Origin of the sequence: Actinoplanes sp. NBRC 103695, from assembly GCF_030269485.1 — a bacterium.
Taxonomy (GTDB): domain Bacteria; phylum Actinomycetota; class Actinomycetes; order Mycobacteriales; family Micromonosporaceae; genus Actinoplanes.
The window spans coordinates 214,439-227,456 of the sequence record NZ_BSTL01000014.1; the positions used below are offsets into that span (position 1 = coordinate 214,439).

A 13,018-nucleotide genomic window follows, 5' to 3' on the forward strand; every position below is an offset into this window, starting at 1 on the left:
GGGTTCCTCTTCGCTGTCAGCGCGGACGAGCGGTGGAGCGGCGCACGACCAGGTGCACCGGCTCCGGATGGCCCGGCGTGGCGATGCCGGGCGCCTCGATCTGCCGTAACAGGCGCTCGAGGCCGTGGCGGACCATCGTGACGAAGTCCTGCCGGACGGTGGTGAGGGGCGGCCACTGGTACGCCGCGGTCGGTATGTCGTCGAGCCCCACGACACTGACGTCGCCGGGCACCTCCCGACCGGCCTCCCGCATCGCGGCGAGCAGGCCGATCGCCATGTCGTCGTTGGCCACGAAGACGGCCGTCACGTCGGGTCGCTTCGCCAGCCGCAGCCCCGCCGCATAGCCGGACTCCGGCGACCAGTCGCCCTCGATCCATTCCTGTGGCTTCTTCTGGAGAGCCTGCTGCCAGCCCGCGAGCCGGTCCCGAGCCGCCCACCAGCGTTGCGGACCGGCCACGTGATGCACCGTCTCGTGACCGAGGTCGAGCAGGTGCCGGGTGGCGACCCGGCCGGCCTCCGCGCCGTCCGCCCCGCTGATCACCACGCCCGGCCCGGTCAGGCCGGGGAAGTTGCCGAGGCTGAGGACCGGGAGGTCGGCGTCCACCCGGACGTTCTCGCCCTCGTCGATCGGCTCGGACAGGACGATGCCGTCGACGCCTTCGGCGAGCAGCGACTCGACCGCGCCGGCCACGCCGGACGGGTCACCCTCGAAGGTGGTGACGACGCTGAGCGAATAGCCGGTGCTGCGGGCCCCCCGCTCGAGCTCGATCAGGGTGGACGCGGGACCGTAGAGCGGACTGCCGAGGGAGACCACGCCGATCCGCCGGGTCCGGCCGGAGGTCAGCGTGCGGGCCGCGTTGTTACGCCGATAGCCCAGCTCCTGTGCGGCCTGCAGGACCCGGAGACGGACCTCTTCCTTGACGTACGGCTCCCCGTTCATGACCCGGGACACCGTCTTCTGCGAGACGCCCGCACGGGAGGCCACATCCGTTCCCGCGGGGCGGCGCCTGACCATCCGAGCCTCCTCGCTCCGGCCTGATTTCCTGGTCTGACTTCCCGGTCTGACTCCGTAGTCAGATCCTGGTTGCCGAATGCGTCGAATGTCAACGGTCGGTTTCTGTTTTGTTTCCCGGGGTCCGCCGAAAGTTGCAGAGCGCCGCCCCGGAAAGTCCGGCTCCGAGCCGATGTGTCCGGGCGCTTTTTGCTTGAGGCTCGGCACACTCAAGGAATGCTCCGGAGGGGAACAGATGACCATCGATGATGACAATCGGCCGGCCCGGGCCCGAGTGACGCTGACCGGGATCAGCTCGCGCGCCTGGGAACACCCGGCCGACCGCGGTGCGCTGACCGCGCTGCGCGAGCTTCGCGGCTTCGACGACGTGGTGAAGGCCTTCTTCGGCATGTGGAACGAACGCGCGTTCCGGCTGTCGTACCTGGCCAGCGCTGTGCGCGTGGACCACCGGCAGTACCCGCGGGTGTACCGCGTCTTCACCGAGGCGGCGACCGCGCTCGACGTGGCCGAACTGCCCGAGCTCTACGTCGGGCAGAACCCGATCATCCACGGCGAGGCGATCGGCATGGACAAGCCGTTCATCGTGATCAGCACCGCCGCCGTGGAGAAACTAGACGACGACGAACTGCGCGCGCTCCTCGGCCACGAGATCGGCCACGTCCGCAGCGGCCACGCCGTCTACAAGACGATCATGATGATCCTGACCAAGTGGGCGGCCAACGTCAGCTGGCTGCCCATCGGCGCGATCGCGCTGCGGGCCATCATCGCCGCCATGTACGAGTGGTGGCGCAAGGCCGAACTCTCCGCCGACCGCGCCGGCCTGCTCGCCGGCCAGGACCCCGCCGCCTCCCTCCGCCTCCTGATGAAGCTGGCCGGCGGCGGCGACCTGTCCCAGATCGACACCGCCGCCTTCCTCGAGCAGGCCCACGACTACCGCGGCGGCGGCGACCTGCGCGACAGCGTCCTGAAGATCGGCATGACCCTGTACTCGAGCCACCCCGTCCCGGTGGCCCGGGCAGGCGAACTGCAGCGCTGGGTCGACACGGGCGAGTACGCCAGAATCGTCAACGGCGAATACGAACGCCGCGACGGCGACGGCAACGCGTCCGTCACCGGGGACGTGAAGGCAGCCGCCTCCCACTACCGCGAGGCGTTCAACACCTCCCCCGACCCGCTCGTGCACCTCGCCCGCCGGGTCAGCGGAGGCGCGGCCGACTTCGGCGAGTGGGCGGGCAGCCAGGCCGGCAAGGCCCGCACCTGGGCCAGCACGGCGGCCGACGCGGCCTCCCGGGCGGCCCGGGGCCAGGGCGGCACTCCCCCAGGCGACGCGGCCACCGACAGCCCCGGCTGACGGTCTCCCCGCACAGAGCGGCATCCGCATCGCGGGTGCCGCTCTGTTCTGTGTAGTTCGGTCGGCGCATCCACACGCGGCCACCCCTGTGGACAACGCCGCCAAATCCTCACGCCCCGAGCTACCTTGACGTCCCACCCAGTGCCGGGGTGGGGGAGGCGGCGGTCCGTCGATGCGCGCAACCCACCCACCCACCCAGGTGGGCCGTGCCCTTCGGCTGGTATCCGCTCCGACGCGCGAAGGGCGGGACGCGCATCGCGTCCCGGTGGTACGACTCCGGACACCTTCCGGAGTGATGGTCTGGTCTTGCTGTCGGCGTTTCCGCTGGGTGTGGGCCGGGTCGCTATGCGGTCGGGGTGCCCGGTCACAGTCGCTGCCGCCACCATCGCGTGGCGGCGGGGTCCATGCGGGTGTGTCAGGCGTCCGGGTGCCCGCTCACTGCCGCCGCTCACGGCCCGCGCGGGGTTTCGCCTGGGTGCGCCCGGCGCCCGGATGCCCGCTCGCCCTTGCTGCCGCCACTCACGGTCGTGGCCGGGCGCGGTCGGCGGCTGGGCGCGGTCGGCGGTAAGGCGCGGTCGGCGGCTGGGCGCGGTCGGCGGTAAGGCGCGGTCGGCGGCGGTCGGCGGTAGGAGCGGGCGCGGGTGGCAGGGCAGGCGCGCAGTGGTGGGACAGAGCGGTATCGGGGTCGAGATGCCGCTCTGAGCCACCACGGTCCGCGCGGGTGGTAGCTCAGAGCGGGGAAGCTCAGTGGATAGCGCCCGGTCCTACCACCGGCCGCCCGGTGGGGCGGCGCGCATGGGCCGGGCCGGCCGTCAACGCCGCAGATGCCGCCTTCAGCTACCGCTGGCGTGCCCGGCCACCACCGAGGGCTGCGGCCACCACCGCGGACCGCGACCACCACCGCGGACCGCGACCACCACCGCGGACCGCGACCACCACCGTGAGCGGCGGCAGCGACGGTGAGCGGGCACCCCGGCGCTTGGCAACCCGGCCCTACCCCCGCACCCAGCGGTAACCGCGAGTTACTGACCCTCACGGCCTGGCACGACCTGTTGGCAGCACCGCCACGCACCCAGGAAGGACGGCCGGTCAAACCTCCACCACGAAAGTGTCTAGCCGTTCTTCCTGTTCAGCCCCGGAATGAGCGTGATCCCGGCGATCATCGAGCCGGTCACCACGGTCGAGTAGGCCACGAACAGCGCCAGCGCCTCCGCGTTGGACGAGGCGAGGACGATCACCGACAGGATGAAACCGGCCACCACCGAGCCCATCACCAGCGTCCAGGAGGCCAGCTTCTGGGCGAGTGTCCAGCGCTGCGAGACCGACGCGATCAGCATGCCGGCGAGCGGGGCCACCACCGGGAGCACGAAGCCTCCGCCCATCAGCAGGGCGATCGCCGCGCCGTCGGAGCCGACGTTCCGGTCGGGGACGCGGTCGGCGGGGACGGGTGGTGGGCCGGGGCGGCGCATCGGGACCGGCGGCTGGGTGAGCGGCAGGCGCAGGTGGGCCGGCATCCGCCCGCGCCGGACGGCGCCGACCAGGGCTTCCGGCGGCCCGAGGCGCCCGACGATCTGTTCGGGGTCGGAGAGCGGGTCGGACACCGACGTACGCCGCATCGCGATGTAGTCGGCGACCGTGGTCATCAGCTCGTCGCGCACTTCCGGCGACAGGTCCTCGCTCTCGGCCCACAGGGCGGCGAGGTAGTCCAGGACGATGACGTCCGCGTGTGCGAGCGGCGCAGTCGTGTCCTGCGGTGCGGCGGTCATGCGTTCCCCCAGGGTCGGTTGGCGACAGTGGGGGAAGCATGTCGTCCGGGGCGCCGCGGGCACATCGGCCCGCGGGCAGGACGTCGGCCGCCGACAATACGACTTTCGGCCGGGTGGCTCGCAGTGCCCGGCCGCTTTGCTCTGCGCACATATACGCATCACCCGGCCGGGTCGGACGGGACCGCCGGGGTCAGCCGACGGCGGCGGGGGTTCGCAGGACGCGGCGCCGGGACGGGACGATGGGGAGCTCGGTGCGGGCGGCCGCGGCACGGCGGAGTTGCTCGGAGCGCCACAGCCAGGCGATGTCCCTGGCGAACGACCAGGTCAGCGACACCAGCGCGACGGCCAGCCCGGCGAAGGCGATCACGTCGGGGAGGATGTGTGCGGTCGCCACGACCAGCACCACGCCCTGGGTGGCGGCCACGGTCTTGCGGGAGAACTTCGGCGGCAGCGGGGCGGTGAGCCACGGCGCCAGCCAGGAGGCGGCCACGAACAGGTAGCGGAACGCGCCGATCGCCACCGTCCACCAGCCGAACGTGCCGGCCACGAACACGCTGAGCACCAGGATCAGGAACGCGTCGATCTCCATGTCGAACCGGGCACCCAGGGCCGTGCTGTTGCCTGTGCGCCGGGCCACCTGGCCGTCGACGCCGTCCAGCGCGAGCGCCACGCCGACCAGGGTGACCAGCGCCACCATGTGGACCGGCCGGGTGAACGATGTGACGACCATCGCGGTCACCCCGCCGACCATCAGCGCCCTGGCGAAGGTGACCAGGTTCGCGGGGCCGAGCTTGGTGAGTCCGGCTCGGCGCAGGCCGAGCGCGAGCAGGGCGCAGAGCACGATGCCGTACGCTGCTCCGGCCGCCCAGCCGCCTGCGGAGAGGCCCACGGTGGCGCCCAGCGTGATCAGCAGACCCGCCTGGATGACCAGACCGAACGCCGGACCACGACTGCTGGACGTAGCCGTCGGGTTACTGGATGTCACCGTGCCTCCTGGGTGGCAAGATCGGTTGCCGCGTATGGTTGCCGCTGTCTACACCGAATACGCTCGCTGAGGCGCGTTCGGTTCAGCCTGTCTAGGAGTCCCTCTATGTCGGGTGGCGCACGCGCCTTCTGGATGGCTTCCCCAGGCCGGGGCGAGATACGCACGCAATCCGTGCCGGATCCGTCGAACGACGAAGTTCTGGTGCGTACGCTGCACTCCGGCGTGAGCCGCGGCACCGAGACGCTGGTGTTCAGCGGGGGCGTTCCGCCGAGTCAGCACGACGCGATGCGCGCGCCCTACCAGGAGGGCGACTTCCCGGCCCCGGTCAAGTACGGCTACCTCAACGTCGGCGTGGTCGAGCATGGCCCGGCGAGCCTCCAGGGCCGCACGGTCTTCAGCCTTTACCCCCATCAGACCCGGTACGTGGTCCCGGCCTCCGCGGTGACCGTGGTCCCCGACGACGTGCCACCCGCCCGGGCCGTGCTGGCCGGGACGGTCGAGACCGCCGTCAACGCGGTATGGGACGCCGCCCCGCTGATCGGCGACCGGATCGCGGTCGTCGGCGGCGGCATGGTCGGCTGTTCGGTGGCCGCGGTGCTGGCCGGGCTGCCCGGCGCACGGGTGCAACTGGTGGACGTCGACCCGTCACGGGCCACGCTCGCGGCAGCGCTGGGCGTCGGCTTCGCGTCACCGGCCGACGCGCTCGGCGACTGCGACGTGGTGATCCACGCCAGCGCCACGTCCGCCGGGCTGGCCCGCTCGCTGGAACTGCTCGCCACGGACGCCACCGTGGTCGAGCTCAGCTGGTACGGCGACCGGCCGGTGACGGTTCCGCTCGGCGAGTTCTTCCACTCGCGCCGGCTCACCGTGAAGTCAAGCCAGGTCGGCGGCATCCCGCCCGGGCGGCGCCGTACGTACGCGGAGCGCCTTGCCCTTGCCCTTGATCTGCTGAAGGACGCACGGTTCGACGCGTTGATCACGGGTAGCTGTGACTTCGCCGAGCTGCCCGACGTGCTGCCGCGGCTGGCCGACGGCAGCCTGCCCGCGCTGTGTCACCTGGTGAACTACTGAAGCCTCGTGTCACCTGGTGAACTACTGAAGGAGAGTGAGAGTTTGTTCAGCGTCACCGTCCGCGACCACATCATGATCGCGCACAGCTTCTCCGGCGAGGTGTTCGGCCCCGCACAGAAGCTGCACGGCGCCACGTTCGTGGTGGACGCCACGTTCCGGCGGCCCGAGCTGGACGCGGACAACATCGTCGTCGACATCGGGCTGGCGCTCGAGCGGCTGCACGCGATCTGCGGGCAGCTCAGCTACCGCAACCTGGACGACGAGCCGGACTTCGCCGGGGTGAACACGTCGACCGAGTTCCTGGCCAAGGTGATCGCGGACCGGCTGGCCGACGGGGTCGCGTCCGGGGAACTGGGCGCCGGCGCATCCGGCCTCACCGGCATCCAGGTGACGCTGCACGAGTCGCACATCGCCTGGGCCTCCTACGAGCGCGTGCTCTGACCAGCCAAGACACACCCGAGGCGACGCCGTGATGCATATACGTGCTCAGAGCAAAGCGACATGAGCGGACGGTTCTTCGTGATGCCGGGCGGGGTCGACGATCCCGCCCGGCCGAGCGGCGGCAACCGCTACGACCGGGCGGTGTCCGACCGGCTCACGAACGTGCACGAGATCGCCGTCCCGGGGTCGTGGCCGCGCCCGGCTCCCCGCTCGGTCGACGCGCTCGCCGCCGCACTGGGCGGCATTCCGGAAATGTCCCAGGTGGTGATCGACGGACTGGTCGGGTGCGGCGTCCCGGAGGTCATCGAGCGGGCCGCCAGCCGGCTGCGGGTGATCATGCTGGTCCATCTGCCTCTGGGCGACGAGTCGGCGGAGGCAGCCGACCTGGTTCCGCTGGAGCGGCGCGCCCTGCACGCGGCGGCCGGCATCGTGGTCACCAGCGATCAAGCGGCGGCCCGCGTGATCGCGTTGCACGGCCTGCCGGCGGACAAGGTTTCCGTCGCCGCGCCGGGCGTCGATCTCGCCCCCGTGGCCGAGCCCTCCCCGGGCGGCGGGCGCTTCCTCTGCGTCGCCGCGATCTCGCACCGCAAGGGGCAGGACGTCCTGCTCAGCGCCTTGTCCGCGCTGGAGGACCCGCCCTGGACCTGCACCTTCGTCGGCGCCGGGACGCCACCGGCGACGGCGATGCGGGGGGTGGTCTTCGCCGGGCCCCTCGGCGGGGCGGAGCTGGACGCCGCCTACGGAGCGGCGGATCTGCTGGTGCTGCCGTCGCGGGCGGAGACCTACGGCATGGTGGTGACCGAGGCGCTGGCCCGGGGGCTGCCCGTGGTGGGCACCCAGGTCGACGGGGTGCCGGAGGCGCTGGGTGCGGCCCCGGACGGGACCGTCCCGGGGGTACTGGTGCCGCCGGGCGATCCGGAGGCCCTGGCGGTCGCGCTCCGGGAGTGGCTCGGCGATGCGCGGCTGCGGGAGCGGTGGCGAGCCGCGGCGCGGGCGCGGCGGGAGACGCTGCGTGGGTGGGATGAGACGACACGGCTACTGGATGAGGTGCTTCGGGGATGACGGGTGAGTTCAGTCCGGACTGGCTGACGTTGCGGGAGCCGGCGGACGCCGCCGCGCGGGACCGGACGCTGGTCGAGACGCTGCGGGAGACGCTGAGCGGGCCGCTGGTCGTACGGGATCTGGGGTGCGGGACCGGGTCGATGGGGCGCTGGCTGGCGCCGCGGCTGAAGGGACCGCAGCACTGGGTGCTGATGGACCGCGATCCGGTGCTGCTCGCCCACGCGGAGTCGCACCTGCCGGCGGGCGTGACCGTGGAGACGCGGCAGGGTGACGTGACCGGGCTGACCGGCGCCGATCTGGCCGGGACGTCGCTGGTCACCTGCTCCGCGCTGCTCGACCTGCTCACCACCGAGGAGGTGGAGGGGCTGGCCGCGGCGTGCGCGGAGGCGGGCGCCGCCGCGCTGTTCACCCTGTCGGTGACCGGTGAGGTGTCGCTGGACCCGGCCGACCCGCTGGACGACGAGGTCGCCGCCGCGTTCAACGAGCATCAGCGGCGGGAGAGCGACGGGCGGCGGCTGCTCGGGCCGGATGCCGCGGACGTCGCGGCGGCCGCCTTCGGGAAGGTCGGCGCGACCGTCGCCGTGCGGCCGGCGGTGTGGCGTCTGTCATCCGACACCGATCCGCTCGCCGATGAATGGCTCGCCGGCTGGAGTGGCGCGGCCCTCGAGCAGCGGCCTGACCTGCGTCTGGACGAATATCTGCGGCGGCGCGCGGCGGACGGCTTCGCGGCGAGCGTCGGCCACGCGGATGTTCTCGCCACGTTTGTTTGAACCGAAATGCGGCAGCCCGGCGTACTGGTGGGTGTAGGGCTACCGAGGGGACAGCAATCGTGACGCGATCGGTCTGGGCATGGGTACGCGTGCTCGGCGGTGCAGGCATCATCGGCCTCCTGATCTGGAAGCTGGGCACCGGCGCCTTCCTCGACGGGCTTCGGGTCATCGACGGCGGCACGCTGCTGGTGGCGTTCCTGATCGGCGTCACGACCACGGTGTTCAGCGCCTGGCGCTGGTGCCTGGTGGCCCGCGGCATCGGGATGCGCCTGCCGATGCGGTCGGCGATCGCCGACTACTACAAGGCCCTGTTCCTCAACGCGGCGCTGCCCGGTGGCGTGCTCGGCGATGTCGACCGGGCGGTGCGCCACGGCAAGGACACCGGCGACGTCGGGCGCGGCGTCCGCGCGGTGGTGCTGGAGCGGACGGCGGGACAGATCGTCCTCTTCGCCGTGGGGGTCACCGTGCTCCTCACCGTACCGTCGCCGGTTTTGACCGTGCTGGAGAAGCACGGAGCCGCAGCCGCGACGACCGCCCTGATCGTCCTCGTGGCCGGCGCGGCCGTCGTGCTCGGCACGCGCCGCCTGCGCACCGGCACCTCCCGCATCGCGAAGGCCGCGGCCACCGCGCTGACCGAGATCCGCACCGGCCTGCTGAACCGGCGCAACCTGCCGGGCGTCGTGCTGGCGTCGACGGTGGTGCTGGCCGGTCACCTGGCGACCTTCGTGGTGGCCGCGCGGGCCGCCGGCTCGACCGCCTCGGTGCTGCGGCTGGCCCCGCTGATGCTGCTCGCCCTGCTGGCGATGACCCTGCCGCTGAACGTCGGTGGCTGGGGCCCGCGCGAGGGCGTGACGGCCTGGGCGTTCGCGGCGGCGGGCATGAGCGCGACCCAGGGGCTGACGATCGCGGTGGTGTACGGCGTGTTCGCCTTCGTCGCGGCGCTGCCCGGCGCGGTCGTGCTGGCCGGGCGCTTCCTGGCGAAGTACCGCACGGTGGAGATCGTCACCCCGGAGCCGGTCTTCGTCCCGGTCCCGGCCCCGCGCCCCGCCCCGCGCGTGCTGGCACACAGCGGTGCCTGAACTAGCCCCGGTAGCGCTCGGACAGAGCGTAACGAAGCAGGACCACATCGCCGATCTGACGCACCTCGGCCAGGTCGGCGCGGCGGTCACGGCCCCACGGGAACTCGCCGTCGTGCACGAAGCGCGGCGCCCGCGAGTCGCCCACGAAGATCGGCGCGATGACCAGTTGAAGCTCGTCGGCCAGGCCCGCGGTGAGGAACTGGGTGTGCATCGTGCCGCCGCCCTCGACCATCAGCCGGCGGACGCCGCGAGCATGCAGGTCGGCGGTCACCCGGCGGACGTCGACCGGTTCGCCGCCGTCGACCACCTCGGCCGCGTCGCCCAGCCGTTTGCGCGCCGTCTCGCAGGTGCCGGTGGCGCAGTAGACCAGTTTCGCCACGTCGCCCGCGGTGAAGAACCGCGCCGCCGGGTCGAGGTCGCAGCTGCTCGTCACGGTCACCTTGATCGGGCTGGGGTGCTCGCCGCGCGCGGCCCGGCCGGCCCGGCGCTCGGCCGAGCGGACCAGCAGGCGGGGGTTGTCGGTGCGGACGGTGGTGGCGCCGACCAGAATCGCGTCGCAGCCGGCGCGGACCTCGTCGACCCGGTCGAAATCGGCGTCATTGGACAGCATGAGCCGCTCGGCAGCGGCGTCGTCGAGATAGCCATCGATGGACATGCCGCAGCTCAGCAGCACGTACGGTCGCTCACCCACCGATGAATCCTCTCCAGCGAGCGACGTTCGTCACCCTGTCCGATCACGATGCGTCCAAGATAATCGGGACTTGGATTGCTGGCACATTCACGTGCTGTTACGGCATGGTGACAAAGATCTTCGGGCATCAGTGCCCGTGCTGGGCATCTCAGTTCGAGGAGGGCCGATGAACGAGACAACCGAGGCGGTCGTACGGACGCAGGTGACCGTCCCGTTGCGGTTCGGCGACGGGTACACCACCAGTGCCCGCGTCTTCACCTTCGACGGCCTGGTGGACGGCAAGGAGCACCTGGCGCTGGGCCTCGGCGACTGGCGGCGGGCCGTGGCCCGGTCATCGGTCGGCGGCCGTCCGCCGCTGGTGCGGCCGCACAGCGAGTGCCTGACCGGGGACGTCTTCGGCAGCCAGCGGTGCGACTGCGGCCCGCAGCTGCGCGAGGCGGCGGAACGGATCACCGAAGCCGGCGGCATCCTGCTGTACCTGCGGCAGGAGGGCCGGGGAATCGGGCTCTACGCCAAGCTCGACGCGTACGCGCTGCAGGACGCCGGCCTGGACACCTACGAGGCCAACCTGGCCCTGGGTCACGCCGAGGACGAACGGGACTACACCGCCGCCGCGCAGATGCTCACCGCGCTCGGCGCCGACCGGATCCGGCTGCTCAGCAACAACCCCGACAAGGCCGCGCAGCTGATGGCGGCCGGGGTGAAGGTCGAGGAGCAGATCCCGACAGGCGTTCATGTGTCCGCGGCGAATGTCCGGTATCTGCGTACCAAGGCATCGCACACCGCCCATACGATCGACCTTCCGCTCGCGGAGTGAGCCGGAACGCCCGCAATGGGGCAGGATGGGGCGGTGACTGAGCCCGGAGACGAGGGCCTGCTCGCCGACGCCATCGAGCAGCTGCCCTTCATCCTCGCCGTCTGTGAAGGGCCGGAGCAGCGCGTGGTCGCCGTCAGCGGCGCCACACGCGCGGTGCTCGACGAGCGGGCGGTCGTCGGGCAGCCGATCCGCGCGGTGCTCAGCGACCTGGTCGGGCAGCAGATCCCGGACAAGTACCACGAGGTCTACGAGACCGGCGAGCCGGTCACCGGGCAGGAGTGGCGGGTCCACCTGGACCTGCCGGACGGCTCGATCCACGAGATGTGGGCCAACTTCACCATCGTCCCGTGGCGCAACGCGGACGGGACGATCCGCGGATCGATCGGCACCGGCTTCGACGTGACAGAGAGCGTACGGAAGCGTCAGGCCGCCGCGGCGGAGGTCGCCGACCTGCGGGAGCGCTACGACCAGACCCGCGACGTGGTGACCGCCCTGCAGCGGGTGCTGCTGCCGCCGGGCCTGCCGGTGCTGCCCGGGGCGCAGATCGCGGCCAGCTACCTCCCGGCGGTGACGGACAGCGCGGCGGGCGGCGACTGGTTCGACGCGGTGGTCCGCCAGGACGGCTCGGTGGCCCTGGTGGTCGGCGACGTGGTCGGTCACGGGGTGACCGCCGCAGGGGTGATGGGCCAGCTCCGCGCGGTGCTGCGGGACCGCCTGGACACCGGCGCGCACCTGGTCGACGCGCTGGCCGCCGCCGACCGGTTCGCCCGCCGCATCCCGGCCGCGCACGCCACCACGGTGTGCGTCGCGCTGCTCGACCCGGCGGACGGCACACTGACGTACTGCACGGCCGGACATCCGCCACCGCTGCTGGTCACCGATGCCGGCGACACCCGCTACCTGCCCGGCACCGGCGGTACCCCGCTGGGCACCGGCGCGTTGTTCCCGGTGCGTACCGAGACGCTCGAGCTCGGCGACCTGGTGGCCCTCTACACCGACGGCATCCTGGAACGGCCCGGCCGGACCATCCCGGCCAGCACCGCCGAGCTCGCCGGCGTCGCCGCCGACAGCGCCGCCGGGCGGGCCCTGCGCGACCCCGGCCAGAGCCCGGCCGAGCGGGTCTGCTCGCAGACCGTGGAGCTGCTCGTCCGGACGACCGGGCACACCGACGACATCACCGTGCTGGCCGCCCAGCGGGTGGCCCCGGCCGCCCCGCTCGAGCTGGAGCTGCCCGCCATCCCGGAGTCGCTGCGCCCGTCCCGCACGGCGATCGCCGACTGGCTGGCCAGGGCCGGCGCGACCGCGCAGGACACGTTCGTGCTCCAGCACGCGCTGGGCGAGCTGATGACCAACGCGATCGAGCACGCCTTCGACGGCGTCGAACCGCCGGCGGCGCCGGTGGTTCGGCTGCGCGCCGAGCTGAGCGCCGTGGGCTGCCTGCAGGTGACGATCACCGACCAGGGCCGCTGGCGCGAACCGGCCCGGCAGTCCACGCGGGGCCGCGGGCTGGCCCTGACCTCGCAGCTGGTCGAGACGATGCGCGTCGAGCCGACCGCGGAGGGCACGGTGGCGACCATCCGGCACTCGCTGACCCGGCCCGCCCGGCTGCTCTCCGAGGCGGTGTCCGCGCGCCCGGTGGTGACGACGGCCGAGTTCCACCTCACCGAGCTCGACGGGACGGACGGCGGGACGGAGGGCGGGGTCCACGTCGAGGGCCCGGTCGACAGCACCAGCGCCGAACGGCTCGAACAGAGCCTGCTCCAGCGCAGCCGCGGCGGCACGCTCCCGCTGACCGTCGACCTCTCCGCGGTCACCCACCTGGCCAGCGCCGGGGTCGCCGCGCTGCACCGGGTGGCCGACCGGCACGGCCGGCAGGGTGGCAAGCTGACTCTCGTCGCCGCTCCGGACAGCCCCGCGCGGCACGTTCTCGCCCTGGTCGCCATCCCCGACGTCACGATCGGACCCGCCTGAGC

At 72.5% G+C, this 13,018-nt stretch carries 12 protein-coding genes; 8 read left to right on the top strand and 4 right to left on the bottom strand.

Translation table 11 applies throughout. The features are described 5' to 3' along the window. Positions 1–16: 16 nt before the first annotated feature. Positions 17–1,015 (bottom strand): LacI family DNA-binding transcriptional regulator, encoded by a 999-nt coding sequence (locus tag QSK31_RS25890; RefSeq protein ID WP_285686920.1) that lies wholly within the window; start codon positions 1,013–1,015, stop codon positions 17–19. Positions 1,016–1,247: 232 nt separating this feature from the next. On the opposite strand from QSK31_RS25890, the gene QSK31_RS25895 reads away from it, so the two are divergent. Next, positions 1,248–2,363 carry a M48 family metallopeptidase gene (locus QSK31_RS25895; protein WP_285686921.1) on the top strand — a complete coding sequence of 372 codons (1,116 nt, stop codon included), beginning with the start codon at positions 1,248–1,250 and terminating at the stop codon, positions 2,361–2,363. Between the two features lie 1,112 nt (positions 2,364–3,475). Here the strand turns inward: QSK31_RS25895 and QSK31_RS25900 are convergent. Next, positions 3,476–4,129 (bottom strand): threonine/serine exporter family protein, encoded by a 654-nt coding sequence (locus QSK31_RS25900; RefSeq protein WP_285686922.1) that lies wholly within the window; start codon positions 4,127–4,129, stop codon positions 3,476–3,478. Between the two features lie 190 nt (positions 4,130–4,319). Next, complete coding sequence (locus QSK31_RS25905) at positions 4,320–5,114, bottom strand: CDP-alcohol phosphatidyltransferase family protein (protein ID WP_285686923.1); 795 nt, start codon at positions 5,112–5,114, stop codon at positions 4,320–4,322. Between the two features lie 105 nt (positions 5,115–5,219). Here QSK31_RS25905 and QSK31_RS25910 point away from each other — a divergent pair, with 105 nt between their 5' ends. The 5 genes from QSK31_RS25910 to QSK31_RS25930 are packed head-to-tail and all read left to right on the top strand — an operon-like array spanning position 5,220 to position 9,537. Then, on the top strand, positions 5,220–6,185 hold the full coding sequence (locus QSK31_RS25910) for a zinc-dependent alcohol dehydrogenase (protein ID WP_285686924.1): 966 nt from the start codon (positions 5,220–5,222) through the stop codon (positions 6,183–6,185). 42 nt (positions 6,186–6,227) lie between these two features. Continuing rightward, positions 6,228–6,626 carry a 6-pyruvoyl trahydropterin synthase family protein gene (locus tag QSK31_RS25915; protein ID WP_285686925.1) on the top strand — a complete coding sequence of 133 codons (399 nt, stop codon included), beginning with the start codon at positions 6,228–6,230 and terminating at the stop codon, positions 6,624–6,626. Positions 6,627–6,686: 60 nt separating this feature from the next. Beyond that, positions 6,687–7,688 carry a glycosyltransferase family 4 protein gene (locus QSK31_RS25920; protein ID WP_285686926.1) on the top strand — a complete coding sequence of 334 codons (1,002 nt, stop codon included), beginning with the start codon at positions 6,687–6,689 and terminating at the stop codon, positions 7,686–7,688. Beyond that, positions 7,685–8,458 carry a class I SAM-dependent methyltransferase gene (locus QSK31_RS25925; RefSeq protein ID WP_285686927.1) on the top strand — a complete coding sequence of 258 codons (774 nt, stop codon included), beginning with the start codon at positions 7,685–7,687 and terminating at the stop codon, positions 8,456–8,458. Before QSK31_RS25920 ends, QSK31_RS25925 begins: the two co-directional genes overlap by 4 nt. Before the next feature lie 59 nt (positions 8,459–8,517). After that, a complete protein-coding gene (locus QSK31_RS25930) occupies positions 8,518–9,537 on the top strand; it encodes a lysylphosphatidylglycerol synthase transmembrane domain-containing protein (RefSeq protein ID WP_285686928.1) in 1,020 nt (339 codons plus the stop codon). Between the two features lies 1 nt (position 9,538). Here QSK31_RS25930 and QSK31_RS25935 read toward each other — a convergent pair whose 3' ends face one another. Further along, a complete protein-coding gene (locus tag QSK31_RS25935; RefSeq protein WP_285686929.1) occupies positions 9,539–10,228 on the bottom strand; it encodes a RibD family protein in 690 nt (229 codons plus the stop codon). Positions 10,229–10,394: 166 nt separating this feature from the next. Between QSK31_RS25935 and QSK31_RS25940 the strand changes: the two genes are divergently transcribed. Continuing rightward, positions 10,395–11,045 carry a GTP cyclohydrolase II gene (locus QSK31_RS25940; protein WP_285686930.1) on the top strand — a complete coding sequence of 217 codons (651 nt, stop codon included), beginning with the start codon at positions 10,395–10,397 and terminating at the stop codon, positions 11,043–11,045. A gap of 33 nt (positions 11,046–11,078) precedes the next feature. After that, complete coding sequence (locus tag QSK31_RS25945; protein ID WP_285686931.1) at positions 11,079–13,016, top strand: SpoIIE family protein phosphatase; 1,938 nt, start codon at positions 11,079–11,081, stop codon at positions 13,014–13,016. Positions 13,017–13,018 lie beyond the last annotated feature (2 nt).

What these genes read in the sequence shown, in the direction of transcription:
- QSK31_RS25890 (WP_285686920.1), bottom strand. Translation starts at nt 1,015, where the DNA reads ATGGTCAGGCGCCGCCCCGCGGGAACGGATGTGGCCTCCCGTGCGGGC.
- QSK31_RS25895 (WP_285686921.1), top strand. Translation starts at nt 1,248, where the DNA reads ATGACCATCGATGATGACAATCGGCCGGCCCGGGCCCGAGTGACGCTG.
- QSK31_RS25900 (WP_285686922.1), bottom strand. Translation starts at nt 4,129, where the DNA reads ATGACCGCCGCACCGCAGGACACGACTGCGCCGCTCGCACACGCGGAC.
- QSK31_RS25910 (WP_285686924.1), top strand. Translation starts at nt 5,220, where the DNA reads ATGTCGGGTGGCGCACGCGCCTTCTGGATGGCTTCCCCAGGCCGGGGC.
- QSK31_RS25920 (WP_285686926.1), top strand. Translation starts at nt 6,687, where the DNA reads ATGAGCGGACGGTTCTTCGTGATGCCGGGCGGGGTCGACGATCCCGCC.
- QSK31_RS25925 (WP_285686927.1), top strand. Translation starts at nt 7,685, where the DNA reads ATGACGGGTGAGTTCAGTCCGGACTGGCTGACGTTGCGGGAGCCGGCG.
- QSK31_RS25940 (WP_285686930.1), top strand. Translation starts at nt 10,395, where the DNA reads ATGAACGAGACAACCGAGGCGGTCGTACGGACGCAGGTGACCGTCCCG.